Annotated in this window: 19 protein-coding genes and 1 other RNA gene; 9 read left to right on the top strand and 11 right to left on the bottom strand. The window is 59.9% G+C overall.

The features are described 5' to 3' along the window. Positions 1-187 precede the first annotated feature (187 nt). Positions 188-958 carry an AMP nucleosidase gene (locus BEN48_RS01425; protein ID WP_070732214.1) on the bottom strand — a complete coding sequence of 257 codons (771 nt, stop codon included), beginning with the start codon at positions 956-958 and terminating at the stop codon, positions 188-190. 125 nt (positions 959-1,083) lie between these two features. Between BEN48_RS01425 and BEN48_RS01420 the strand changes: the two genes are divergently transcribed. The 3 genes from BEN48_RS01420 to BEN48_RS01410 all read left to right on the top strand — a co-directional run bounded on the left by BEN48_RS01420 (position 1,084) and on the right by BEN48_RS01410 (position 3,938). Continuing rightward, a complete protein-coding gene (locus BEN48_RS01420) occupies positions 1,084-1,548 on the top strand; it encodes a type I restriction enzyme HsdR N-terminal domain-containing protein (RefSeq protein WP_070732212.1) in 465 nt (154 codons plus the stop codon). Between the two features lie 99 nt (positions 1,549-1,647). Beyond that, positions 1,648-2,634, top strand: a complete 987-nt coding sequence (locus BEN48_RS01415) for a sulfatase-like hydrolase/transferase (protein WP_070732211.1) — start codon at positions 1,648-1,650, stop codon at positions 2,632-2,634. Positions 2,635-2,849: 215 nt separating this feature from the next. After that, positions 2,850-3,938: a hypothetical protein gene (locus BEN48_RS01410; RefSeq protein WP_125932420.1), complete on the top strand. Its 1,089-nt coding sequence runs from the start codon at positions 2,850-2,852 to the stop codon at positions 3,936-3,938. 40 nt (positions 3,939-3,978) lie between these two features. Here the strand turns inward: BEN48_RS01410 and BEN48_RS01405 are convergent, their stop codons facing one another. The 4 genes from BEN48_RS01405 to BEN48_RS18950 all read right to left on the bottom strand — a co-directional run bounded on the left by BEN48_RS01405 (position 3,979) and on the right by BEN48_RS18950 (position 8,683). Next, positions 3,979-5,889 carry an LTA synthase family protein gene (locus BEN48_RS01405; protein ID WP_125932419.1) on the bottom strand — a complete coding sequence of 637 codons (1,911 nt, stop codon included), beginning with the start codon at positions 5,887-5,889 and terminating at the stop codon, positions 3,979-3,981. A gap of 138 nt (positions 5,890-6,027) precedes the next feature. Continuing rightward, entirely contained in the window at positions 6,028-7,155 is a 1,128-nt protein-coding gene (gene ald / locus BEN48_RS01400) for an alanine dehydrogenase (protein ID WP_070732208.1), read from the bottom strand. 101 nt (positions 7,156-7,256) lie between these two features. Continuing rightward, positions 7,257-7,778: a VOC family protein gene (locus BEN48_RS01395; RefSeq protein ID WP_070732206.1), complete on the bottom strand. Its 522-nt coding sequence runs from the start codon at positions 7,776-7,778 to the stop codon at positions 7,257-7,259. A gap of 134 nt (positions 7,779-7,912) precedes the next feature. Beyond that, positions 7,913-8,683, bottom strand: coding sequence for a DUF1573 domain-containing protein (locus tag BEN48_RS18950; RefSeq protein WP_070732367.1), 771 nt, complete (start codon positions 8,681-8,683; stop codon positions 7,913-7,915). 246 nt (positions 8,684-8,929) lie between these two features. Between BEN48_RS18950 and BEN48_RS01385 the strand changes: the two genes are divergently transcribed. Continuing rightward, positions 8,930-11,350: an alpha-ketoacid dehydrogenase subunit alpha/beta gene (locus BEN48_RS01385; protein WP_070732204.1), complete on the top strand. Its 2,421-nt coding sequence runs from the start codon at positions 8,930-8,932 to the stop codon at positions 11,348-11,350. Positions 11,351-11,410: 60 nt separating this feature from the next. Here BEN48_RS01385 and BEN48_RS01380 read toward each other — a convergent pair whose 3' ends face one another. Further along, positions 11,411-12,001, bottom strand: coding sequence for a hypothetical protein (locus BEN48_RS01380; RefSeq protein ID WP_070732202.1), 591 nt, complete (start codon positions 11,999-12,001; stop codon positions 11,411-11,413). A 118-nt stretch (positions 12,002-12,119) separates the two neighbouring features. Between BEN48_RS01380 and BEN48_RS01375 the strand changes: the two genes are divergently transcribed. Both BEN48_RS01375 and BEN48_RS18500 read left to right on the top strand, forming a co-directional pair. Then, positions 12,120-13,118 (top strand): phenylacetate--CoA ligase family protein, encoded by a 999-nt coding sequence (locus tag BEN48_RS01375; RefSeq protein WP_070732201.1) that lies wholly within the window; start codon positions 12,120-12,122, stop codon positions 13,116-13,118. Between the two features lie 133 nt (positions 13,119-13,251). After that, complete coding sequence (locus tag BEN48_RS18500; protein WP_125932418.1) at positions 13,252-13,758, top strand: hypothetical protein; 507 nt, start codon at positions 13,252-13,254, stop codon at positions 13,756-13,758. A 227-nt stretch (positions 13,759-13,985) separates the two neighbouring features. Here the strand turns inward: BEN48_RS18500 and BEN48_RS01370 are convergent, their stop codons facing one another. Further along, on the bottom strand, positions 13,986-15,149 hold the full coding sequence (locus tag BEN48_RS01370; RefSeq protein ID WP_070732199.1) for a sigma-54-dependent transcriptional regulator: 1,164 nt from the start codon (positions 15,147-15,149) through the stop codon (positions 13,986-13,988). 272 nt (positions 15,150-15,421) lie between these two features. Between BEN48_RS01370 and BEN48_RS01365 the strand changes: the two genes are divergently transcribed. After that, positions 15,422-16,705 (top strand): PQQ-dependent sugar dehydrogenase, encoded by a 1,284-nt coding sequence (locus BEN48_RS01365; RefSeq protein WP_070732197.1) that lies wholly within the window; start codon positions 15,422-15,424, stop codon positions 16,703-16,705. Between the two features lie 8 nt (positions 16,706-16,713). Next, on the top strand, positions 16,714-17,169 hold the full coding sequence (locus BEN48_RS01360) for a c-type cytochrome (RefSeq protein ID WP_070732195.1): 456 nt from the start codon (positions 16,714-16,716) through the stop codon (positions 17,167-17,169). Positions 17,170-17,259: 90 nt separating this feature from the next. Here the strand turns inward: BEN48_RS01360 and rnpB are convergent. Beyond that, an RNA gene (rnpB, locus tag BEN48_RS01355) (RNase P RNA component class A) lies at positions 17,260-17,673 on the bottom strand. A 741-nt stretch (positions 17,674-18,414) separates the two neighbouring features. On the opposite strand from rnpB, the gene BEN48_RS01350 reads away from it, so the two are divergent. Beyond that, positions 18,415-19,635, top strand: a complete 1,221-nt coding sequence (locus BEN48_RS01350; RefSeq protein WP_070732193.1) for a S8 family serine peptidase — start codon at positions 18,415-18,417, stop codon at positions 19,633-19,635. Between the two features lie 639 nt (positions 19,636-20,274). Here BEN48_RS01350 and BEN48_RS01340 read toward each other — a convergent pair. The 3 genes from BEN48_RS01340 to BEN48_RS01330 all read right to left on the bottom strand — a co-directional run bounded on the left by BEN48_RS01340 (position 20,275) and on the right by BEN48_RS01330 (position 24,815). Next, positions 20,275-22,140, bottom strand: a complete 1,866-nt coding sequence (locus BEN48_RS01340) for a M1 family metallopeptidase (protein WP_070732188.1) — start codon at positions 22,138-22,140, stop codon at positions 20,275-20,277. A gap of 183 nt (positions 22,141-22,323) precedes the next feature. Further along, on the bottom strand, positions 22,324-23,544 hold the full coding sequence (locus BEN48_RS01335; protein WP_070732186.1) for a Smr/MutS family protein: 1,221 nt from the start codon (positions 23,542-23,544) through the stop codon (positions 22,324-22,326). Positions 23,545-23,831: 287 nt separating this feature from the next. Next, on the bottom strand, positions 23,832-24,815 hold the full coding sequence (locus tag BEN48_RS01330) for a DUF2279 domain-containing protein (protein WP_083320650.1): 984 nt from the start codon (positions 24,813-24,815) through the stop codon (positions 23,832-23,834). Positions 24,816-24,879: the final 64 nt, after the last annotated feature.

Genomic DNA, 24,879 nt, shown 5'->3' with positions numbered 1-24,879 from the left:
AACCAGAACGGTGCGAGAGAAGGCGTTGCCAGGATGAAACTCCACGAAAACAGAACGTCATGCTGAGCGAAGTCGAAGCATCTCTACCGCGCAAGTAATTAGATTTACTAATGCGGTAGAGATGCTTCGGCAAGCTCAGCATGACGTTCTGTTTGTTCTGCGGCCCAAGTAAGCTGGCCCAGCGACTCTAGTCGAAGCGCATGTGCTTCACCGACTCGCCCGAGAACTGCAGCTCCTGCAGCGACTCGATGCCGATTTGCAGGTGGCGCTTCACGAAGTCGGTGGTCACTTTCGAGTCCGATTCCGAGGTTTTCACGCCTTCGGGCGTCATGGGGTTGTCGCTCACCAGCAGCAGGGCGCCGTGGGGAATGTCGTTCATGAAGCCGCACACGAAAATGGTGGCTGTTTCCATGTCCACGGCCAGGGCGCGAACGCGGAGCAGGTAGTCCTTAAACTCGGCATCGTGCTCCCACACGCGGCGGTTGGTGGTGTACACCGTGCCGGTGTAGTAGTCCATCTCGTGCTTCTTAATCATCGACGACACGGCGCGCTGCAGGCGGAAGGAGGGCAGGGCCGGGATTTCCTTGGGCAGGTAGTCGTCGGACGTTCCTTCGCCGCGAATGGCCGCGATGGGCAGCACCAGGTCGCCGAGCTTGGTCTTTTTCAGGCCGCCGCACTTGCCCAGAAACAGGGCCGCTTTGGGCTTTACGGCCGAGAGCAGGTCCATGACCGTGGCCGCCATGGGCGAGCCCATACCAAAGTTGATGATGGTGATGCCGTGAGCCGTGGCCGTTTGCATGGGCTTGTCCAGGCCGCGCACTTCCACATTGAACTGCTCGGCAAACATGTACACGTAGTTGCTGAAGTTGGTGAGCAGGATGTACTGCCCAAACTCGTCCAGCGGCACACCCGTGTAGCGGGGCAGCCAGTTGTTTACAATTTCTTCTTTGGTCTTCATTTATCCAACGGGTGAATGAGTGAATGGGTGAACGGGTGAATAGAAAGCGGGGGCGTGATTGCAAAATCATTCACCTGCTCACCCATTCACTCATTCACCCATCGAAAAAGGTACCTTTGGAGGTGATGCAAGCCCTGGACCTGCCGCCTTTCAATGCCAAACTTACGCAATCGGCCACAAACCAACCCCTCATCTGGGACGGGCTGCGACGCAAGCACGTGGTGCTCACGCCCGAGGAGTGGGTGCGCCAGCACGTGGTGCACTACCTGGCCGACCACCTGGGCTACCCCCGCGGCCTGCTGGCCCTGGAGCGCGGCCTGCGCTACAACCAGCGCTACAAGCGCACCGATTTGCTGGCCCTGGACGCCGAAGGCAGGCCCCTGCTGCTGGTAGAATGCAAGGCCCCCAGCGTGGCCATTGATGCCGCCGTGGCCCGCCAGGCCACCACCTACAACCAAACCATCGGCGCGCCGCTACTGCTGCTCACCAACGGCCTGGTGCACTACTGCTGGCGCGTGGACTTTGCCACCCGCACCAACCAGCGGCTGGAGGAGATTCCGGCCTACGCCGCCGCCATGCAGCTGCCGTAAGTGGAGCTTCACGGCAAGTGAATATTATTTGGTTATTTAATTATAAATTGTTAAATTAGAATAAGTAACGATATTGTTATTGGTATTGAGCGTGTAGCCATGGCTTTCCTTGCAACTTCGGGGCAGTGGAGCTGCCGGGCCACCAGCTCCCGGTGGCTGAGGCGTGGCCTGGGCCTGGGGCTGCTGGGGCTCATGGCATTTGCGCCTCCGCCTGCCAAGAAGCCGCTGCGGACCAAGAACATCATCATCGTGGTCATCGACGGCCCCCGGTATTCCGAAACCTGGGGAACCGTGCCGGGGCTCATACCCAACATGGCCACCACGCTCAGGCCTCGCGGCGTGTTTTTTTCCAACTTCTACAACAAGGGCTTCACCTACACCAATTCCGGGCACGTGGCGCTCACCACGGGCATCAGCCAGCCCATCGACAACTTCGACCAGGAGCTGCCGCAGCTGCCGTCCTTCTTTCAGCTGTGGCGCAAGGCCACCGGCGCGCCCGCTACCGCTGCCTGGGTTATCTCGAGCAAAGACAAGCTGCACATTCTGGCCAACACCCTGCACCCGGAATGGAAAGACCAGTACCAGCCCTCCGTGGATTGCGGCGTGAGCGGCCCCGGCACCGGCTACCGCGCCGATTCGCTGACTCTGGAAGCCGCCAAGCGCATTCTCACGCAGCACAAGCCCCGGCTGGTGCTCATCAATTTTATGGAGCCCGATGGGTTTGCCCACGCGGCCAACTACCCGTTCTACCTGCGGGGCATTGCCCGCGACGACCGGTACGTGATGCAGCTCTATAATTTCCTGCGAACCAACAGCGCGTATAAAAACAACACCACGCTGTTCATTACCAACGACCACGGCCGCCACCTCGACAGCATCGACGGCGGCTATATCGACCACGGCGACGGCTGCGACGGCTGCCGCCACGTTAGCCTGCTGGCCCTCGGGCCGGACTTCAAAATCGGCCGCACGGTGGCCGATACCTGCACCCTGCTAGATGTGCCATCCACCGCGGCGTACCTGCTGGGGCTGCCCTTTGGCCAGGGGCAGGGCAAGGTGCTGGAGCCCATGCTAAAGCGCCGCTAAGAACCTGTCCGACTAGACTGTCATGCTGAGCGCAGTCGAAGCATCGCTACCGCTTGGGCTGCGCTCAGCATGACCACTCGGGTATTTTCGAATAGACGCTAAAGCAGGCAGCGGCGGCGGCGTTTTTCTCTGACGATGATTGGGGCACATGGCAGCGTGGGGTGCTATGCCGGCCCGGTATTCTCTAAACGGCAGCCCGAAGCTGCCTTGCTGCCATGGTCCAGTTATTCTCGATAGCGGTTCGGGTCAGCCTGGTTGTTTTTCAGCTGGCTATTGCGGTTGTGGCCAGCGGCCAGCAGCTGGCGCCGGTGCTCGCCACCACCAATCCCTTTTTCGACCGGGAAGAAGTGGTGATGCTCACGCTAAGCCTGCCGCTGGAAGATGTGCTCCGCGACCGAGGCGCGAACCCGCGGCCGCACCCTGCCACCCTGGCTTACCGCAACGCCCACGCTGCGCCCACGGAGCTGGCCGTGCAGGTGCAAGTGCGCGGCAACCGGCGCAAGGACCCCGCCGTGTGCGAATTCCCGCCGTTGCTGATAAAGTTTCCGCCGGAAGCCCGGGCCGGAAATATTTTTGGGGAAGTGGCCGAGCTCAAACTGACCACCCATTGCCTCAGCGACACCTACACCCTGCGCGAATACCTGGTGTATAAGCTCTACAACGTAGCTACCGACCTGAGCTACCGGACCCGGCTGTGCCGCATCACCTACCGCGATTCGCGCGGCAGGCGCCGCGTCAGCGAGCAGTATGGTTTCTTCCTGGAAAACTCCGCGGCCATGGCGCGGCGCAACCAGGCCACGCTGGTGGCCAAAGGCATAATAGTGGGCATGGAAAACATGGACCCCGTAGCAACGGCCACCCTGGCCCTGTTCCAGTACATGGTAGGCAATACGGACTGGTCGGTCCCTTATCGGCACAACATCCGCGTGGTGAGCCGGAGCCAGGAAACGGCCCCGGTGCCGGTAGCCTACGACTTCGACTACAGCGGGCTGGTGCTGGCGCCGTATGCGGTGCCGCCGGTAGAGCTCGGCATTTCGTCGGTGCGCCAACGCCTGTTTCGTGGCCACCGGTTCACACCCGAAACCTACGCCGCCGTTCAGGACCACTACAATTCCCGCCGGAGCGCATTCTACAATGTGTACCTGGCTTGCCCTTATCTGAACCAGGAGGAGAAAACCTTTGCCACCCGCTATTTGGATGAGTTTTATAAAACCCTGAACGACCCCAAAGACTTCGAGCGCCGCATCGTGCGGGTGGGCGACCGGAACTCCAAAAAGTATACCCACATCAGGGGCTTCGATTAGGCCAGACCTGGAGCCAGCTCCGCGGCCCTCCCCAACGGCGCTATTTATAGAGCCGGTTATCCAGCAGGCTGTTTACATAAAACTGCACGCTGGCGCGCAGCTCGTCGCCGTATTGCTTCAGCAGCGCGGAGTCGGGGTTTGCCAGCGGCTCCTGCGGGATAAAATGGGTTTGGTAGGGGTAGAGCTGCACCGAATTGTCGCTCTTCAGCTCGGTCACATAGTCGGCGTGTACCAGGTAGAAGGATTCGCCGTCGCGCAGCAGGGCGCGCCCCGTACTGGCCGTGTCGAAGATGGAGGAGCCGAAGGGCAGCAGCAGCTGTTGTTGCTGCCGCAGCCCGAGCACGTCCAGCACCGTGGCCGGAATATCGGCGTGCTGCGTAATGCGGCGCGGGTTGGCAGCGGGCAGGGCGTGGCCGGGCCGCAGCAGCAGCAAAGGGGTTTTGTGGTAGCCCACGGGGTTGTCGTAGCCGGGGCGGTCGGTTTGGGAGGTGTGGTCGGCCGTGAGCACAAACAGCGTGTTCTGGTACCACGGCGCCTGGCTGGCCGTCCGGAAAAACTCGCGCAGCGCGGCATCGGTGTAGGCAATGGTGGGGTGAATGGGCAGCGTGCCCGCTGGCAGCTTGCCCTGGTAGCGGGCCGGCACCGTAAACGGGTCGTGCGCGCTGAGCGTGAACAGGGTGGCGAAAAACGGCTGCTTGGTTGTGTTCAGCTGGCGGCTGAAGTACTGCAGGTAGGGGGCATCAAATATGCCCCAGTGCCCGTCGTAGTCGGGGCTGCTGGCACCGCCGGGGTACTGGCTCAAACCATAATACTGCTGCATGCCCGCAATACCGGCAAACATATCGAAGCCCATGGTGCCGTTGGTGCCGGCGTGGTACATAGCCGTGGCGTAGCCCTGGCGGCCGAGCATTTCGCCCAGCCCGTGCAGCTCCGCCGTCTGAAAGGTGGACGTGATAAACGGCGCGTTCATGAGCGAGGGCAGGCCCGAGAGCACCGCCGGCAGGGCCTCAATGGAGCGCCGGCCGTTGGCGTAGTTTTCCCGCATCAGCAGCGAGCCGGGCGCAGTAGCCAGCGAATCGAAGAAAGGCGTGTAGCCGCCCTGGCCGCCGTTCTCCACGCCCGTGTACTCCGAGGCAAAGCTCTCCAGCAGCAGCACAACCATGTTGGGGCGCTGGCCGGTGCCGGGCAGGCGGGAGGCCACCACCGGCGCACCCAGGGCCGGGCGCAGGGCAGTGTCGGTGGGGAAGTAGCGTATGCGTTCCACCCTGGCCCCGGTGAGGGATTTGAGCACGGTGAAGGTGCTGTTCAATACCAGGTGGCCCAGCACGGCCGGCTGCTGCTCGAAGGCGGCGCCGGGGCGCAGGGGCTTGAGCTGCCAGCCGCCGCGGATGCCCAGCACCACGGCTCCCACCAGCATTAGTAGCTCTGCGCCGCGCCGCGCCCACGGCTGCCGATTACAGGGCCCGGCCATCTGGTCCGCCGGGGGCATGGGCCACAGGCGCCACAGCAAGTACGCCAACGCGCCTAGCGGAATAAACAGGTACCAGTAGTGCGTCATCAGCTGGCCCGCCTGCTGCCGAATGTCCCCGCCCACGGTGGTAAACTCGTTGCTCAACCGCCGGCCAATGAAAGCGAAGTACTCCCAGTCAACAATATTGAGGCTAAACCCCAGCGCATTCACCGCCACAAACAGCCCCCGGAGCCAGCGTTGCCCCCGCCGGGCCCCCACCGGAATCAGCACCGACAGCACCACCAGCGGTAGGTTCAGCCAGAGCAGCGCCGCCACGTCGAAGCGTAACCCGTGCCCAAAAGCCAGCAGCACCTTGCCCGTTTCCACGTTCCTGAATATGCCGGAATTGAAGGCGTAAAACCCCAGCCGTAGCAGCGAGTAGGCCAGCATTAGCAGGGCTAAGCGGCGTAGCAACAACCGAATGGCAGGAGAGGGAAACAAGCGCAGTAAAAACGAAATAATGAGAAATTGGAGTGTGCCAGCAGCGGCTGGCTTCGTTAGTCAGTAGCAGAGCCAGCACAAAGAAAAGCCTTCCCGACGCTAGTCAGGAAGGCTTCTAACTTTTAAGTACTGCTGTGCTTAAACCGAAGCCAGCTCGAGCACGGTTTCCACGTTCACCAGGGGCAGGCCCCAGGCATCGGCTACGCCTTTGTACACCACTTCGCCGTGCACCACGTTCAGGCCGAGGCGCAGGGCCTCGTCGCGGCGGCAGGCTTCCTGCCAGCCCAGGTTGGCCAGTCGCACGGCGTAGGGCAGCGTGGCGTTGGTCAGGGCCAGGGTGCTGGTGTAGGGCACGGCGCCTGGCATGTTGGCCACGCAGTAATGCACCACGTCGTCGATGATGAAAGTCGGGTTTTCGTGGGTGGTGGGGTGGCAGGTTTCGATGCAGCCGCCCTGGTCCACGGCCACGTCTACCACCACGGTGCCGGGACGCATGGTCTTCAGCATGTCGCGGGTGATGAGGTGCGGGGCCTTGGCGCCGGGAATGAGCACCGCGCCCACAATCAGGTCGGAGGTTTTGATGGCTTCGCGGATGTTGTACTCGTTGGAGTACTGCGTTACCACGTTTTTGGGCATGAAGTCGTCGAGCTCGCGCAGACGGTTCAGGCTGATGTCCATGATGGTAACCTGCGCGCCGAGGCCGGCGGCAATTTTGGCTGCCTGCGTGCCTACCACGCCGCCGCCCAACACCAGTACGTTGGCGGGCTTCACGCCGGGTACGCCGCCCAGCAGAATGCCGCGGCCTTTGAGGGGCTTCTCCAGGTACTTGGCGCCTTCCTGCGGGGCCATGCGACCGGCCACTTCGCTCATCGGAATGAGCAGGGGCAGGGCGCGGTTGGGCAGCTCCACGGTCTCGTAGGCCAGGCACACGGCCTTGCGCTCTATCATGGCGTGGGTCAGCTCCTCGCCGCTGGCGAAGTGGAAGTAGGTGAAGAGCAGCTGGTTCTCCTTGATGAGGGGATATTCCTCGGCAATGGGCTCCTTCACCTTCACAATCATCTCGGCCTGGCCGTACACTTCGGCAATGGTGCCGAGCATGGTGGCGCCTGCCATTTGGTACTCCTCGTCGGAGAAGCCGCTGCCTTCGCCGGCGGTGGTTTGCACCAGCAGCGTGTGGCCGTGCTTGCGCAGCTCGGCAACGCCAGCTGGCGTGAGGCCCACGCGGTTTTCGTTGTTTTTAATTTCCTTAGGAACGCCGATAATCATGAGCGAAGGGTGGGAGTGAAGGGTTGGGAAAAGAAGTACTATTACGAGCCGCAAAGATAGGGCGTGCGCCTACTACCATTGGTGCAAAGATTTGGTTCAGCTCAGGCTTCTGCCAGCAGGCCATTCAGGTCCAGGGCGCGGGTATACATCTGCACTTCGCCGGTGGGCGCCAGGGGCCACTGCGCCCGCGGCCGGTCCCAGTAGAGCTCCACGCCGTTGCCGTCGGGGTCATCCAGGTAAATGGCCTCCGACACGCCGTGGTTGGCCGAGCCGGTGATGGGGTAGCTGGCCACCACCAACTGCCGGAGTGCCCCCGCCAGCTCCGCCCGCGTGGCATACAGAATGGCGGTGTGGTAGAGCCCCGCACCCTGTTTTCGGGCGAGCGGCCCCCCCAGGCTGTTCCAGGTATTGAGCCCAATGTGGTGGTGGTACCCACCAGCCGAAATAAAGGCCGCTTGGTTCCCAAACCGCTGCATGAGGGTGAAGCCCAAAACGCCCACGTAGAAAGCCAGGGATTTTTCCAGGTCCGTCACCTGCAAATGAACGTGGCCAATTCGAGTTTGGGCGGGCACCTGGTAGGGAGCCGCCGCTACGGTGCTTGCTGCGAATGAGGGAGTTTTCATAGGGATAATGTTTTAAACGAGGCAACTACAGCGAACGCCAAGCCAACAAAAATGCCCCGCCAAATCGGCAGGGCATTTAAAGTTCAGCTCCCCGTGAGCCGTGTGTTGCAAACGGAGGAAGCAGGCGTAAATAACTATTTAAACGGCACGGCCGGGGCGCTTTCCTTCACCATGCTGTTGCCGCTGAGGTCGCGCACAATGTTGGCGCGCAGCGTGAGCTTGGCGTCGCCGCTCAGGTCGTTGGACGTGATGGTGACGGCGTCGCTGACCTGGCCAAGCTGGCGCTGGCTATAAATCAACTCCACCACGGCGCTTTGGCCGGGGGCAACGGGGGCGGGGGGCGTTTTGTAGCCCACGCAGTAGCAGCCCGACGAGATGGCGCCCAGCACCAGCGGGGTTTTGCCGGTGTTGCGCACGGTGAACCGGGCCGTGGGCTGCTGGCCGGCCTCAAACTTGCCAAAGTCGTGGGTGCTGCGGTCCAGCACCAGGTGCGGCGACTGCGCCAGCTGCGCCGCCGTGAGCGTGGGCTTTATCTCGTCTTTGGTGAGCACCGCGCCCTTTATGGTGAGCACCTTGCTGCCCTCGGTGGCGTTGCTGGTCACGGTCACGGTTTTGTTGAAGGTGCCGGGGCGGCCCGCGCTGCTGTACACGGCCTTGATGATGCCGAATTTGCCGGGCGCTACCGGCGTCTTGGTCCAGTCGGGCGTGGTGCAGCCGCAGCTGGCCTGCACGTTGGCAATCACCAGGGGCTGCTTGCCGGTGTTTTTAAACTTGAACTCGTGGGTGGCCATGGTGCCCTCGGGCACTTTGCCAAAATCGTGGCTGTCGTTTTCAAATTGCATCACGGCTTGGGCACGGGCAGTGAAGGCAAAAGCCAGCAGGCAAATGGTGAGGAGCTGTTTCATGATTGTAGTAGTTGAATTGCCAGCCGTGGCGCACATAGCTACGCAAGCCACGGTTACGTTTAATAAGAAATCCAGCCTGGCGGTGAGGCCCCTGACCAGGGACAGGTCGACCAGCCAATTCATTAGCCCCCAAATATACGCCCAAACCGCACGCGCCATCCGCCCGGCCTCAATTCCGTATTTTTGCACCGCGGTTCCGACCGCGCCGTTCTTCCTGCATTACTCCCACCCCCCGTTCAACTCGCTATGTCCACTGCCGAAACCGCGTTGCCTGCGCTATCCGCACCTCTTTCAAAGGTTGATTTTCTCCATGATTACCGCCTGGCCTGGGAAAGCCGCCTGGCGTCCCTGGCCGGCCGCAAGGAGGTGTTTATGGGCAAGGCCAAGTTTGGCATCTTCGGCGATGGCAAGGAAGTGCCCCAGCTGGCCATGGCCCGCGCCTTCCAGAACGGCGACTTCCGGGCTGGCTACTACCGCGACCAGACCTTCATGGTGGCCATTGGCCAGCTCACCTGGGAGCAATACTTTGCCCAGCTCTACGCCAACCCCGACGTAGAGGCGGAGCCCGCCACCGGCGGCCGCGCCATGAACGGCCACTTCGCCACCCGCATGCTGGACGACGACGGCAACCTCACCGACCTCACCCAGACCAAAAACTCCTCGGCCGACGTTTCGCCCACGGCCTCGCAAATGCCGCGCCTGCTGGGCATGGCCTACGCCTCCAAGCTGTTTCGCCAAAACCCCGAGCTGCACCAATTCACGCACCTCTCCAACAACGGCAACGAAATAGCTTTCGGCACCATCGGCAACGCCAGCACCTCCGAGGGCATGTTCTTCGAGGCGCTGAATGCCGCCGGCGTGCTGCAGGTGCCCATGCTGGTGAGCGTGTGGGACGACCACTACGGCATCTCGGTACCGGCCGAGTACCAGACCACCAAGCAGAGCATTTCGGCTATCATGGCCGGCCTGCAGCGCGAGGGCGAAGGCGAGCAGGGCTTCGAGATTTACGTGGTGCGCGGCTGGGACTACGCCGGCCTGGTGGATACCTACCAGCGCGCCGCCGCCGTGTGCCGCGAGCAGCACGTGCCCGTGCTCATCCACGTGACCGAAGTGACGCAGCCCCAGGGCCACAGCACCAGCGGCTCGCACGAGCGCTACAAGAGCAAGGACCGGCTGAGTTGGGAGGAAGCCCACGACTGCCTGCACAAGCTGCGCGAGTGGCTGCTGGCCGAGGGCCACGCCACGGAGCTGGAGCTCGACGAAATTGAAAAAACGGCGGCTGCCACCATCAAGACAGCCCGCACGGCGGCCTGGGCGGCGTTCTTCGACGCCATCAAGGCCGAGCGCGACGAAGCCGTGGTGCTGTTAGATAAGCTGGTGGCCGAAACCGGCACCGAAAACACGCTGCACGAAATGGTGGAGCAGCTGAAGGTGAACCCCACGCCCATTCGGGCCGACATTGTGCGCACCATGCGCCGGGCCCTGCGCCACGTGCGCAACGAGAAGCGCAGCGCCGGCCGCCGCGCCGTGCAGCGCCACCTGGAGCAGCTGCTGGCTGAAAACGCCGACCGCTACAACTCCAACCTGTTCAGTCAGAGCGAGTACGCCGTGGGTAATATTGAAGAAGTACCGGCCACTTTCGCCGCCGATGCCCCCGTGGTAGACGCCCGCGAAGTGCTGCAGGCCTGCTTCGATGCCAACTTCCAGCGCGACCCCAGCATTTTCGCCATTGGCGAAGACGTGGGCAAGATTGGCGACGTGAACCAGGCCTTTGCGGGCCTGCAGGACAAGTTTGGCGAGCTGCGCGTGACCGATACCGGCATCCGCGAGTGCACCATTGTGGGGCAGGGCATCGGGGCGGCGCTGCGCGGCCTGCGGCCCATCACCGAAATTCAGTACCTGGACTACCTGCTCTACGCCATCCAGATTTTGAGCGACGACCTGGCCTGCCTGCAGTACCGCACCAAGGGTGGCCAGAAAGCCCCCCTCATTGTGCGCACCCGCGGGCACCGCCTCGAAGGCATCTGGCACTCGGGCTCGCCTATGGGCATGATACTGGGCAGCATCCGCGGCATGCACGTGTGCGTGCCCCGCAACATGACCCAGGCCGCCGGCTTCTACAACACGCTGCTGCGCAGCGACGAGCCCGCTCTGGTGATTGAGTGCCTGAACGGCTACCGCCTGAAGGAGCGGATTCCGAGCAACGTGGGCGAGTTTACGCTGCCCCTGGGCCGCCCCGAGGTGCTGCAGGCCGGTACCGATATCACGGTGGTGACCTACGGCTCGATGTGCCGCATTGTGATGGATGCCGCCAAGCAGCTGGCCGAAGTGGGCATTTCGGTGGAAGTAATCGACGTGCAAACCCTGCTGCCCTTCGACCTAGAGCACATGATAGTAGACAGCATCCAGAAGACCAGCCGCGTACTCTTCGCTGATGAGGACGTGCCCGGCGGCGGCACTGCCTTCATGATGCAGCACGTGCTGGACGAGCAGGGCGCCTACCGCTTCCTCGACGCGCAGCCGCGCTGCCTGGCCGCACAGCCCCACCGCCCCGCCTACAGCTCCGACGGCGACTATTTCAGCAAGCCCAACGCCGAAGACGTATTCGACACGATTTACGAGCTAATGAGCGAAGCCGAGCCCGAGCGGTTCGCGGATATCTACTAAAGGGGGAGCCCTGGCGTTCACCTCACCCCTGCCGGGCACGGCAGGGGTGAGGTGAACGCGCTACTGCCCCAGCGTTACCTCCGACGTCTTAATGACGTTGCTTTGATGCAGTTCGCGGTCCATAATGCTGATTTCGAAATACAACACCTGGCCGGCCCGGTACACGGCCCCGTCTAAGAAGAGGGGGAGCTTGTAGCGCAGGGTGCCCCGCAGCGGGGCCGCTTTGGACTCGCTGCCATCGGCATTGCCGTCGAGGCGCAGGTAGCGGCCATCGTATTCGCCCTGAAAGCCAAACGGGGTGATGAATTTCACGAACGCCGTACCCGGACCACCCGAGCGCACGTAGGGCTGGATGAAGTAGTTATAGCTAAAGCCCCGGTTGTTGGGGCCGCCGGTGGTGGCATTATAAGGTGCCCTCTTTATGTCGTTGTCGGAGAGGCCCAGGTCGCCGTCGCCGTCGCGGAAATCGATGGCGAAATTGAGCGTGTCCACCGCCAGCTGGCCGTTGCCGGGGCGGTTTTTGGTAATGGTGAGTGACCTGAAGTCAATATCCGGCTCAACGGCATAATCGGGCGCACTGCTGCAGCCAGTAAAGCTTAGGCCAGCCAAGGCCACGAAAATGGTGCTGCCCAGAGTACGAAACAGGTTCATAAGTAAAGAAAGTGAGAAGACTGAAGCACAACGGCCGAAGTGGCCCCAAAGTACATTTTTTCCAACGAAAAGCTGGGCTTGGTAGTTCGGTTATAGTTGCTAACCCTGACTCCTGGTCATGAGTTTCCGTTCTAATTTTCTGCGTCAGCTATCCGGCGTCACCACTGCTACGTTTGAAGCGGCGGCGCTGGCCCTGTTTCGCCACCAGGCCGCGCACTGCCCACCCTACGCCGAGTACCTGCGCGCACTGGGCCGCAACCCGGCAGCGGTGACGCGGCTGGTGGATATTCCGTTTCTGCCCATCGAGTTTTTCAAGACCCACGAGGTGCGCACCGCGCCCGCCGAGTGGGAAGCGCAGGAGGTGTTTCTGAGCAGCGGCACCACGCTGCAGCAGCGCAGCGCCCACCTGGTGCGTGACCCGGCGCTGTACCGCGAAAACGCTGCCCGCATCTTCGAGAGCAGCTACGGCCCGCTCAGCGGCTGGACGTTTCTGGCGCTGCTGCCGTCGTATCTGGAGCAGGGCCAGTCGTCGCTGGTGGCCATGGTGGATTATTTCGCCCGGCAGTCGGGCCAAACCCAGCCCGCTTTTTTCCTGCACGACCACGTCGCCCTGCGCGCCGCGCTGGCCGAAGCCAAGCAAGTGCCCGGCCGCCGCGTCATGCTGCTGGGCGTGAGCTACGCGCTGCTGGACTTTGCGGCCAAGATGGGCCCGGCACCGGAGCTACAAAACCTCATCGTGCTGGAAACCGGGGGCATGAAGGGCCGCCGCCGCGAGATGATTCGGGAAGAGCTGCACCAGGAGTTGCAACTGGCATTTGGTCCGGCCGGCATTCACTCCGAATACGGCATGACCGAGCTGCTGGGCCAGGCCTACTCGCTGGGCGACGGCTGTTTCCATTGCCCCGCGCCGCTGCGGGTGCTGCTGCGCGACCCTTCCGACCCGTTTGCCATTGGCGGCCGAAATGACGGGGCCATCAATGTTATTGATTTGGCCAACGTGGATTCCTGCGCTTTTATTGAAACAAAGGACTTAGCGCGGATGCACCCGGATGGCAGCTTTGAAGTGCTGGGCCGGATGGATAATTCGGACGTGCGCGGCTGCAATCAGCTGGTGTGAGTAGCGTGGGGAATTATTCGCGTGGTAGTAGCTTGTAGCGCGAACACGACCAACGGTAATCGGATACCCGTTACTGATGCTACTGAGAGTATCGGGTATCCTAGTGTTATGTGCAAGCATAAAGACACCGAATATGACAACAGAAGAATTGACAAAAATAGAAAATGAACTTTACTCAGCTGTAATTGAAATTTACAACCAAGAACAGACATCTGAGCTTAATAATCGCCTAATGGACATCTTTATTTCTTACAGACAAGTTCATATAGACTATTCTGACTTATCTAAACAAAATGACGAGGCTTTAAAACGCGGACTTTTTATTCAGTGGTATGCACTAACAGAGCCAAGCTATTTGACAGGCATTGAGAATATTGACCAAGATGCAGAGGCAATCATAATTGATACTATTGAAGAGCGTATTTGTAATAACACATTAGACAAAGAATTAAAATGGATGCTTAATTATTATGCGACTTGGGATTTTGTATTCGACAGATTTAAGAATCGTAAAGGTTTAGCCCAAGTTTTAGCAAACAAAACCGACTACTTATTCCCAACAAAAGTTGACCGTGAGTCAATGAAAAAACGAGGACAAATGGGACGGTATTGGAACTCATTAGCACGACTTGCGAAATGAAAAGTAAAATGCCAGCGCATAACAGCAGCTACGAGAAATTGGCGGTTCAGTAGTTAGATGAAGCTTTGTTCTTCGTATCAAGTTTTCTGGTGGCAGATAGTTTGGAGCTTCAAAATCGCCTACTTCTTATAGCTGCAAACTGTTAGCTGAAATCATATTGCAACATAAAAAGGAGCGCCAGCATCGTTTGATGCTGGCGCTCCTTTTTATATTGCGTGGTACCTATGCTACTTCCCAGCAAACGCCTTCGCGTCGCCTTCCGAAATCGTGTCGTCGCTCATAATCACGAGGCGCTCTACCACGTTGCGTAGCTCGCGGATGTTGCCGCGCCAGTCCAGGCCCTTGAGGTAGGTGAGGGCGGCGGCGTCAATCTTCTTGGGTTTGTTGCCGTAGTCGGCGGCGATGTCGTTCAGGAATTTCTCAATCAGTTCTGGGACGTCGTCCCGGCGGTCGTTCAGGGAGGGAACCTGAATGAGGATGACCGAGAGGCGGTGGTAGAGGTCTTCGCGGAAGTTTTTGTCCGCGATTTCCTGCATCAGGTCTTTGTTGGTGGCGGCGAGGACGCGCACGTTTACCGAGATTTCCTTTTCGCCGCCCACGCGGGTTATTTTGCTTTCCTGCAGCGCCCGCAGCACCTTGGCCTGCGCCGAGAGGCTCATGTCGCCGATTTCGTCCAGAAACAGCGTGCCGCCGTCGGCCTGCTCAAACTTGCCAATGCGCTGCTTCACGGCCGAGGTGAAGGAGCCTTTTTCGTGGCCGAACAGCTCACTTTCAATGAGCTCCGAGGGAATGGCGGCGCAGTTTACTTCCACCATCGGGCCCTGGGCGCGGTTGCTGAGTTCGTGCAGCTGGCGGGCTACCATCTCCTTGCCGGCGCCGTTGGGGCCTGTTATCAGCACGCGGGCGTCGGTGGGGGCCACCTTTTCAATGGCTTTGCGCACGGCACCCAGTGCCGCCGACGAACCCACCATGGACGAGCCTTTGGCGACGGAGAGCTTCTTTTTGAGGGTTTTGGTTTCGCTCACCAGCTTGGTGCGGTCCAAGGCGTTGCGCACGGTGACGAGTAAGCGGTTGAGGTCCGGGGGCTTGGAAAGGAAGTCGTAGGCGCCTTTTTTGGTGGCTTCCACGGCCGTGTCGATGCTGCCGTGGGCCGATACCATGATGAAGGCCGCGTCGGTGCCCATGGCCTGGGCGCGGGTGAGGACTTCGAGGCCGTCCATCTTGGGCATTTTGATGTCGCAGAGCACCACGTCGTACTTCTGCTGAATCAGCATGTCGAGGCCGGCGGGGCCGTCTTCGGCCTGGTCCACGGTGTAGCTTTCGAATTCGAGGATTTCCTTCAGGGTGTGCCGAATGGCGCGTTCGTCGTCGATGATGAGGATACGGGGCATAGAAACGGGGATAGTAAGTCGGGGCCGAAAGTAATGAATAGCAGCCCGACCCCGGTTCGCGTTAGGCGCGCGGTGGCCTGCGCGGGTAGTTATTATCTTCGCCAATCATCTACCTGGTGCCCCGGTTAGGCTTTTGCGCGCAAGTGGCGCGTTTGGGCCGCCACAATGTTGTGGCAGCCGGCAAAAAATCAGTTTCAAACGCGACGCTGCAGCGCACTGTTCCTGCTCGGTTGTCGTTCCCTGTCTTCCGTATAAACCGAACCATTTCATTCATGAAAAGCGCTACCAGCCGGTACCTACTGCTTTCGACGGCCGTAATCGGCAGCCTGTCCTTATTTGCCCTGAAAAATGAGGATAAAATAGTGGCCGACGCCGACAACGCCGGGCTCAAGCTGCCCGCCGGCTTCGGCGCCCTGAAAGTGGCCGACACCGGCACCCGCGCCCGGCACATCACCGTGACGCCCCAGGGCACCATTTTCGTGAAGCTGAACCGGCCGACCAAGGAAGGCCAGGGCATTTTGCAGCTGCGCGAGGGCGGCACCGGCAAAGCCAGCGTCGTGGCCGGCTTCGGCAACTACGGCGGCACGGGCATCTACAGCACCAAAGACTACCTGTATGCCTCTTCCGATGAGGAGGTGTTTCGCTACAAGCTCAACGCCAAGGGCGAAGTTACCAACCCCACCCAGCCCGAAAAAGTCATCACGGGCCTGCTCAACCGGCAGCAGCACGAGAGCAAGTCCATTACCCTGGACCAGGCGGGCAACATCTACGTGAACGTGGGCGCCTACGCCAATTCCTGCCAGGTGAAAGACCGGCAGAAGGGCTCGATGGGCCGGCCCAACTGCCCCATCCTGGATTCGGCCGGGGGCATCTGGCAGTTCCGGGCCGACAAGCTGAACCAGACCTACGGCGACGGTACGCGCTACGCCACCGGCCTGCGCAACGTAGTGGGCCTGGACTGGAACGCCCAAAGCAACCAGCTGTTTGTGATGCAGCACGGCCGCGACCAGCTGCACGACAATTTCCCCGAGCTCTACGACACCAAGGAATCGGCGGAACTGCCGGCCGAGTGCCTCTACGCCCTCAACAAAGGCGATAACGCCGGCTGGCCCTACACCTATTTCGACCCCGCCAAGAACAAAATAATGGTGTCGCCCGAATACGGCGGCGACGGCAAAAAAGTATCGACCGGCAGCTACCTGGCGCCGGCCATGGCCTACCCCGCCCACACGGCCCCCAATGCCCTGCTGTTCTACACCGGCACCATGTTTCCGGAGAAGTACCGCAACGGCGCGTTTATTGCCTTCCACGGCTCCTGGAACCGCGCCCCCGAGCCTCAGAAGGGTTATTACGTGGTGTTCCAGCCGTTCAAAAACGGCAAGCCTTCCGGCCCCTATGAAGTGTTTGCCGACAATTTTGCTGGCACGCCGGAAAAGGCCAACGCCGGCCGCCCCGACCACAAGCCTTGTGGCCTGGCCCAGGGCACCGACGGCTCGCTCTACGTCACCGACGACAAGGCCGGCTCCATTTACCGCATTGTATACGCTAAGAAATAATTCCTTTGATGAAGCAACTAATGTTCGTTCTGGGCGCGCTGGCGTGGGCTGCCACGCCCGCCGCCGCTCAAAAAAAGCCCGTTTCCAAAGCCAGGTCAGCGGCTAAGCCGGCGGCCGCTGCCATTCCCGCCGCTTCGCTGGCGCTGGGCAAAACCCTCTACGTGCAAAATTGCCTGAGCTGCCACCAGGCCGACGGCGGCGGCGTAGACCGCATAAACGCCCCCCTCACCAAAACAACCTGGGTGCTGGGCGACAAAGCGCCGCTGGTGAAAGTGCTGCTCAACGGCATGCAGGGCGTGGAAATCGACGGGGAGCGGTACGCCAACGTGATGCCCGCCTTCGATTACCTCACCGACCAGCAGCTTGCCGATGTGCTCACCTACGTGCGCAATAGTTTCGGCAACAAAGCATCTGCTGTGAAAGCAACGGAAGTGAAAGCAGTGCGGGCGGCAAACAAGAAGTAGCCCTCTGTCATGCTGAGCGCAGCGCTGAGCATGACGTTCCGAAGTGATAAACCAAAAACGGCCGCCCCTTCCAGGGCGGCGTTTTTTATGTCAGGTGATGGGTCTATAAGCCGGGTTTTGTCCACTGCCGAGGCAATTGCCCCACCATTTATCTAGGCCAGTCGTTGCCGAAAGGCTCCATCAACCTACCCGCTGGCGCCGGACGAGCCGCCCGGTGCCGATGCTGCCGAAGCAGCGCCGGCGTACCAGCTTATTTGGTCTTTCAACCCCTGAGGTTTACCCAGCCGGAACGGTCACCCGCCCGCTGGTGCGCTCTTACCGCACCTTTTCACCCTTACCGGTGGCCCCGAGGGGCCACGTAGGCGGTATTTTCTGTGGCACTGGCTGTCCTGGTTCGCATTATACTCGCCAGTCCTTCCCGTTAGGAAGCAGGGTGCTCTGCGTTGCCCGGACTTTCCTCGACGCCCTTCTTGCGTTGGACGCCGCGGTGGGGCGACCCATCACTGCGGGCAAAGATATGGCCTCATTAGGGAAGAGCACATGGGCAGCCAATGTGTACGATGCCCTGTTGAGGTTATTTTATAAATATATAAAATTTGCTTGCTTGGTTTTGTTTAATAAAAAGCTGTTCAGGAAGCAGTCAGACTTAAAACAGGAATAAAATCTACCGCAGAGTGTAATTTAAGGTGCTCCGTATCTACTTTCTCTCCTCAATGAGAGACTTGTTCAAAGTATTTCATTAATAAATTGATTATTAAATAGTTGTATTATGGTTCGCAAGGCTGTTGACGGGCGTCCCAGCCGGAGAAAGTAGGTGGGGCATTCTGTTCAATCTTGAAATGCGAGCTGCGTGGCGCTGGTTCGTTTTTGTTGCGCTGCAATTCGTTGAAATTGCCCTTCAACCAACTTGCTAAACAGATGCTAAATTGATTTATTTTAAATGCAGTTATATTAATGAGTTTCGATTAACAAAATTTTACACCATTGCTAAATTTAGCGCTGTCCTGCCTAAAAACGGTCGTTTTAGGGTTGATTATGAAATCAAAGTATGATTTTAATGAAAAATATATAAGTTAAAAGTCGCTATTGATTTCTATAATCCCTACCTTACCCCCAGCAAATTAGCCTGCTTGTGCTTACAAAGCACTTAAATGCGCTGGCTTGCACAGCTGCTTTGATGGCAAATTTTGACGAGTGATTTTGCCACCTTCTTACCGATTTTTCTCTCACTTTCTACAACTCAAAATGAAGAAAAAACAACACAACGTTCGCCTAGCGCTGCTTTTAAGCGCTTCGGCACTGGTAGCCAGTACCACCTTCACTGCCTGCTCCACCGACTCCGTCCAGCCCGGCGCTCCCGAGGTTTCGTTGAGCAACGACGCGAAGGGGATAGACGACGCCATTCCTGGCCAATACATTGTGGTGCTGAAGGACGGGGCAGTTGATTTGGGTCAGAGCGAATCTTACACCGAAAAAGTAAGAAAAGTGAAAGCTGTAGGCCAGGGCATTTTGCGGGCGCGAGGTGCCAGTGCTGAGGCGCTGGGCTTTGCCTACGGCCATGCCCTGAAAGGCTTCTCCGCGGCCCTGACCGCTGCGCAGGCCAATGAACTGCGGGCTGACTCCCGCGTGGCCTACGTGGAACAGGACCGGATTATTTCGCTGGGCAAACCAGCCGGCGGGGGCTCTACTCAACCTGACCAGACCACGCCATACGGCATTGCCCGCGTGGGTACCACCGACGGCACGGGCCGAACCGCCTGGGTTATCGATACGGGCATTGACCTCGACCACCCCGACCTGAACGTAGACGTGGCCCGTAGCAAGTCGTTTCTGACCAGCGGTGCCAACTACGCCTCACCAAATGATGGCAACGGCCACGGCACGCACGTAGCGGGCACCATCGCGGCTAAAAACAATACCATTGGCGTAGTGGGTGTAGCTGCCAACGCTTTCGTGGTGGCCGTGCGGGTGCTCGACTCCCGCGGTAGCGGCTCCAACTCCGGGGTTATTGCCGGCGTGGATTACGTAGGAGGCAACGGCAAGGCCGGCGACGTGGCGAACATGAGCTTGGGCGGCGGCGTTTCGAAGGCCCTCGACGACGCTGTGTTCAACGCTTCCTTCGGCGGCGTACTCTTCGCCCTGGCTGCCGGCAACGACGGCGGCGATTCCAACCTTCACTCGCCGGCCCGTGTAAATGGTCCAAATATTTACACCATTTCGGCCATGAACAGCACCGATACGTGGGCATCGTTCTCCAATTTTGGAAACCCGCCCGTTGACTATTGCATGCCCGGCGTAGGCACGCTTTCTACCTGGCTCAACGGTGGCTACAACACCATTAGCGGTACTTCCATGGCAACCCCGCACATGGCCGGCGTCCTGCTAATGAGAGGCAAGAGCTTCACTATCAGTGGCGCCGTTGAGAACGACCCGGACGGCAATGCCGACCCTATTGCGCACCTGTAAGCGCTGAGCTTTAATAAACAAGAAAGGCCAATCCTTACGGGTTGGCCTTTCTTGTTTGTGGGTATGGCGGTAAAATTGGAGCTTGGCGTCGCCCGAAAGCGTCGCGGTGGGGCGACCCATCACTGCGGGCATAAGGTAAGACCGGAATCTTGGAGTATGGTAGCACGTCACTCCGCCAGGAAATCTATTCTATTCCACTTTGGGGTTCTGTCAAAATTAGTGATAAGGCTTGATGCCTAATAAGGTGGCTACACTCATTTTCTCAGGAGCTAGAAAAAAGTAGCCACACAGGAGCGGGAAGAGCATACACACAGCAAAAAAAGTAGCGTATGCAACCGCAGAAGTCAGCCGGTTGCTTGCGAAGTTAGGTGAACTGATTAGCAAATTGCCGAGACCGAAAGGCGCAATAACAGAGAACAGAAGATAAACGAAGGGTGGGCCAAAGACATGTATGCTACCCGTAAAACTCCACATTATCAGTGGCCATATAATTGCTAACAATGCTATGGACAAGCCAGCAAATACGACTGATGGCTTAAGGCGATGAGGCTCGCTGGCCACTGCGAGTGTCGACTGCAACCAAGCGAAAAAAGCCGGGATGAAAACAATTAATAGAACCAAGCTCATTGGATACAATAATTACTTTCCTTCCCACACATTATCCTTCGGGAAACTGTCCGAAACCAGCGTGCTGCCCAGCGTCACTTGCTTCACCGGATGCTTGGTGATAACGGGCACCGTGACGGACGTAGCGCCTGATTCCCAGACGCCAATGTTGCGGTGAATCTGCTGGGTGGTGTTGTCGGCGAAGGTTACGGTTAAGTCTACCGGGACGGGCTTGCTGCCTTTGGCTTGCACGATGATGTCGTAGCCGGCGGCGGTTTTGGTGACGGTGGCGATGGCCAGGTCGGGGTAGCCGTCGTCGAAGAACCAGCGCTGCCAGAACCAGTTGAGGTTGCGGCCCGCGCCGACGTTCATGCTGTTGAAGAAGTCGTAGGGCATGGGGTGCTTGCCGTTCCAGTTGCGGATGTAGGTGTGCAGCGCCTTGGTAAATAGCTCGTCGCCCAGCAAATCCTTCACGTAGAGGTAGCCCATGCCGGGCTTGGGGTAGGAGTTGAGGAAAAACGGCACGCCGCTCTGCTGGGTGCTGAGCGTGACGATGGGCGCGTCGTTTTCGGTAGCGGCGCTGGCACCGTACCGGGCCACGCCGTAGTCGTCGACGATGGTGGGGTCGATTATGGGTGAAATCAGCCACTCGCCGATGGTGGCCCAGCCCTCGTCCATCCAGCCATACTTGGTTTCGTTGATGCCCATGTAGAAGGGGAACATCGTGTGGAAGATTTCGTGGTCGGTCAGCTCAATGGCGTCTTTGCGCGTCTCGGTGGGGTTGTCGTTCACCATCATGGGATACTCCATCTGGTCGAGGCCGTCGAACACGGTTTCGTGCGCGTAGGGGAAGGGCCACTTCGGGAAGGTGTAGCTCATGGCTTCCACCGTTTTGCGGCTGAAGTCGATGACTTCCTCAAAATCCTTGTGCTTGGGGTTGTAGGCCACGTCCACGCGGGTGCGGCGCTTGGTGGCGGGGTCTACCACCAGGCTGGTGCTTTGCCACACGTAATGGTCGGCTGTGGCGAATACGAAATCCGTCACGTTGCGGGCCTCAAAGCGCCAGGTGTTCTGGGCGCTGGGCGCGGTGATGTCGCGCCGTTTGGCATCCTCGGCACTGATAACGAAAGCCACGGCGTCCTTGCGCTCGGCGTCCTGCAGGCGTTGGGCGTACTTTTTCGTAAGCACCTGGTCGGCGTTTTTGAGGTCGCCGGTGGCCCACACCACGAAGTTTTTGGGCACCGTGATGGCCGCCTTGAAATTGCAGAAGTCGTTGTAAAACTCCTGGTCGCCGGTGTAGGGCTGCCTGTTCCAGCCGTCAATGTCGTCGTACACGGCAATGCGGGGAAAGAAATATGCCAGAAACGCGGCGCCAGGCTCCACCTCGCCGGTGCGGATGTGCGAGCCTTTGTTGAGCACGTACGAGTAAGTCACTTTTACCGTGGCCGCTTGGCGCGCGCCAATGGCGCGGCGCAACGGCACGGTCAGGTTGGTGGCTGCAATGGCCAGCTTCTTCACATCAAACACCTCTCCGTTGATGGTAAGGGCCGAAATAGTAACGCCGTCGCCAATGTCTTCCGGCGAAATAGCGCGGTTGCGGGGCGCACCCTTCTTATACAGGTTAGGGTAGAGCTTGAACCAAAGCTGCTGCAGCGAATCAGGGCTGTTGTTCTGATAATTGATGGCCACCGTGCCCGCCACGCGCCGCGTGGTGGGGTCGAAGGCCACGTTCAGGTCGTAGTCGGCCGTGTTTTGCCAGTAGTTGGGGCCGGGCAGGCCACTCTCAGCGCGGGTGCCTTTGGCAAAGGTGGCCTGCAGGTTGCGCGGCACCGGCAGCGGCTGCTGGGCCAGCGCCGGCAGGGTGAGCAGAAGGCAAATGAATGAGAACAGGTGACGCATGAGAAGGAAAGTGGCCGAAGTAGATTGTGGAGCAAATAGAAGAACGTCATGCTGAGCGGAGCCGAAGCATCTCGCGTGCCACCACTAACTGTTAAAATTAGTGCTGCGGTAGAGATGCTTCGACTGCGCTCAGCATGACGTTCTTTTAGTATGACGTTCTTTTGAATCGTCTACTAGAAAAATCTACTTCAGCCGCACCAGCGTGGCGCCGAAGCCGAACTTCTCCTTGCGGGCGTCCTCGAAGAACTTAATGTCCTTGTTGCGGCTCAGCTGGCGGTGTATCTCCTTGCGCAGCACCCCGTTGCCCATGCCGTGAATGAACACGATTTCGTGCATGTTGGTAGCCAGCGCCCGCACCAGCGCGTCTTCAAACGCATCGAGCTGAATGCGCAGAATGGCTGTGTTGCTCAATCCCTCGGTGTTATCGGGCCGCAGGGCCTCCAGGTGCAGGTCGAACTCGTGGGGCGGGGCTATTACGGGCGCCGTGGGCGCGGGCATGGCCGCCGCTATCACGGCTGCCGGCTTGGCAGGAGCGTCGCCGCTGAGTTGGGCTTTGAGGGCCGCGATGTCGACGCCGGCCGGTTTGGCTGGCTCCGGCGTGGGGGCAGGGGCGGGGGCTTCCTGCACCAGCTTCTCAGGCGTGATGGCCGCGGCGGCGCGCTCATCGAGCTGAAACAGGTAGGCGTCTTTGCCGATGACGGGTGCGGGGCGGCTGCTCGAATAGAACGTGCTGGCTTTGAACGCCTGCCGCTTGGTGAGCAGCTCGTAAGCAGCGTCGCCGTTCAGGCGGGTGGGCAGGAGCTGGAAAATAACAGCCGGCCACGTCTCAAAGTCCTTCATGTGCAGGAAGGAAAGGGGCTTGGTGCTGGATTTGGGGGCCAGCTTGTCGGCCGCAAGGGCGCGGTAGGGGCGGGCGCTGGTTTCCTCACCGTAAGTGAAGAGCACGTCGGCCTCGGTGTTGTTGATGAGCGTGACGCCCAGCAACTCCGGCGATTGGTGCACCAGCGCCAGAAACAGGCCCTTGGCCGCCGCTGCCTGCTTGGGAGACGATGCAGCCGGGCCGCCCATCTTGGCCACGCCCGCGCCGCTGGACGCCACCGCGGCCAGGGCTTCCTGCAGCGAAGGCTGCACGGCTTTGGCCGCTACGGGTGCTGATGGGCGCTGGCTGCGGTCTTTTTTGCTGGCGTTGGCGTTTTTGCCCGGCACCTGGCCCGCGCTGTACTCCACGGCCGTGCGGTCGAAGTTCTTGCCTTCTTCCTGGGCCACCACCACCACTTCGCGGCGCAGCACGGGAATGGTAAAATCATTGTCGATGGCTACTTCCACCAGCTCACTGTCGAGCAGGCGTGTAACGATGCCTTCTTCGGTGCCGGTCAGTAACCGGACTCTATCTCCTACATTCATAGACCACGGATTTTTCGGATTTAAACGGATTTCACGGATTTTGTGGACGATTATTGGCCCGCCGGAGGTATCCCGTTTTAATTTCTTTTGACCCTTCCGTTAGGAGGGGGTTTGCAAAAGTACGTTTTTGAGGGGGCGACAGATGCTTTGTCGCCATTTAAACCTTGCGCACGGCCCCCTGGCGACGTCAGAATGTCCGCGAATGCTTCCAGCAGCCCGTTGGATACCAACAAAAAAAGTCGGCTACAAAATCCGTGAAATCCGCTAAAACCCGAGCTAATCCGTGGTCAGAGGTAGAGGCTGTGGAAGCGGAAGCCGTTGCGGCCGTTGTACTCCAAAGCTGGGGCGGGCAGGCGAAAAATGCTGAGCGTGTAGAATACCTTTTTCAGCAGCGGGCTGCGGGTGGGAATGCGCCGCAGGTCCACGTCGAGCGACAGATAATACTGCCGATAGGGCCGCAGGCCCGCCGCCGCGTTGGCTGCGGCATCGTTGTACACCAGGTCCTGGCCCCCGTAGCCCACGGCGGGCTGCAGCCAGCGCGGCCAGCGGTTGCCGGGCCGCAGAAACGCGCCCACGTCGGTGCAGAGCCAGTAGGTCTGGCCGTTGTAGTCCTTGAGCCAGCGCTCCGGCACGTTGCTGCCCAGTACATTGGGGCGCTGGGCGGCGTAGCGGGTGAGGTGAAACGACCATTTGGGCATGATGCGAATGTCGTGCCACGCCAGCTGCTGGGCCAGCAGCGCCGAAGAACCCAGAAAATTGGCCACCAAATCCGTAGCCGAAGCGCCGTAGGCGGGGTCGCGGCCATCGAGTAGCTCCAGGGGGCTTTGGATGGCGAACCCCACGAACGAGCCGTACCAAATGGCTTTTTTCTCGCTCAGGCCCGTCCACCGGAGCATGTCCACCGCGCCCCGGCTTATCTGGAACGAGCCCCAGAAGTGCCCGGCCTTGTCAAGCTGCTTCCATTCCGAGAGGTCGTCGAACCAGCGCAGCGGCGCCCGCTCGCCGGTGTACCACGAGGTGGTGAGGCCGGTATAGAGCACGCCGTAGCCCACGGCCGAGCCGCCCACCAGCAACCGCAGCCGGCGCCGCTGCTGGGCCACCGAGTCGGCTGCCGCCGAGCGCTGGCTGCGTGGCACCACCAGGCGGGAGCTGTCGGCCCGGGGCGCCACCTGGGCGGTGGCGGGGCTGGCCGTCGCCAGCAGCAACCCGGCTCCCAAGCCAACGCCAAGCCCCTGCAGTAGCGAAACCAAAGGGCGGAAGAAGAACGTCATTGTAAGCAAAAAGGAGGTGCCAAAGGTACGGCGTGCCCGGCGGCTCCGAGTTTATTGCGCCGTA

Source organism: Hymenobacter glacialis, assembly GCF_001816165.1.
In the GTDB taxonomy this organism is placed as follows: Bacteria; Bacteroidota; Bacteroidia; order Cytophagales; family Hymenobacteraceae; genus Hymenobacter; species Hymenobacter glacialis.
This window is presented reverse-complemented; position numbering and strand designations above follow the sequence as displayed.

Coding starts and splice junctions, on each gene's coding strand:
- BEN48_RS01425 (WP_070732214.1), bottom strand. CDS start 958: ATGAAGACCAAAGAAGAAATTGTAAACAACTGGCTGCCCCGCTACACG.
- BEN48_RS01420 (WP_070732212.1), top strand. CDS start 1,084: ATGCAAGCCCTGGACCTGCCGCCTTTCAATGCCAAACTTACGCAATCG.
- BEN48_RS01415 (WP_070732211.1), top strand. CDS start 1,648: ATGGCTTTCCTTGCAACTTCGGGGCAGTGGAGCTGCCGGGCCACCAGC.
- BEN48_RS01410 (WP_125932420.1), top strand. CDS start 2,850: ATGGTCCAGTTATTCTCGATAGCGGTTCGGGTCAGCCTGGTTGTTTTT.
- ald (WP_070732208.1), bottom strand. CDS start 7,155: ATGATTATCGGCGTTCCTAAGGAAATTAAAAACAACGAAAACCGCGTG.
- BEN48_RS01395 (WP_070732206.1), bottom strand. CDS start 7,778: ATGAAAACTCCCTCATTCGCAGCAAGCACCGTAGCGGCGGCTCCCTAC.
- BEN48_RS18950 (WP_070732367.1), bottom strand. CDS start 8,683: ATGAAACAGCTCCTCACCATTTGCCTGCTGGCTTTTGCCTTCACTGCC.
- BEN48_RS01385 (WP_070732204.1), top strand. CDS start 8,930: ATGTCCACTGCCGAAACCGCGTTGCCTGCGCTATCCGCACCTCTTTCA.
- BEN48_RS01380 (WP_070732202.1), bottom strand. CDS start 12,001: ATGAACCTGTTTCGTACTCTGGGCAGCACCATTTTCGTGGCCTTGGCT.
- BEN48_RS01375 (WP_070732201.1), top strand. CDS start 12,120: ATGAGTTTCCGTTCTAATTTTCTGCGTCAGCTATCCGGCGTCACCACT.
- BEN48_RS18500 (WP_125932418.1), top strand. CDS start 13,252: ATGACAACAGAAGAATTGACAAAAATAGAAAATGAACTTTACTCAGCT.
- BEN48_RS01370 (WP_070732199.1), bottom strand. CDS start 15,149: ATGCCCCGTATCCTCATCATCGACGACGAACGCGCCATTCGGCACACC.
- BEN48_RS01365 (WP_070732197.1), top strand. CDS start 15,422: ATGAAAAGCGCTACCAGCCGGTACCTACTGCTTTCGACGGCCGTAATC.
- BEN48_RS01360 (WP_070732195.1), top strand. CDS start 16,714: ATGAAGCAACTAATGTTCGTTCTGGGCGCGCTGGCGTGGGCTGCCACG.
- BEN48_RS01350 (WP_070732193.1), top strand. CDS start 18,415: ATGAAGAAAAAACAACACAACGTTCGCCTAGCGCTGCTTTTAAGCGCT.
- BEN48_RS01340 (WP_070732188.1), bottom strand. CDS start 22,140: ATGCGTCACCTGTTCTCATTCATTTGCCTTCTGCTCACCCTGCCGGCG.
- BEN48_RS01335 (WP_070732186.1), bottom strand. CDS start 23,544: ATGAATGTAGGAGATAGAGTCCGGTTACTGACCGGCACCGAAGAAGGC.
- BEN48_RS01330 (WP_083320650.1), bottom strand. CDS start 24,815: ATGACGTTCTTCTTCCGCCCTTTGGTTTCGCTACTGCAGGGGCTTGGC.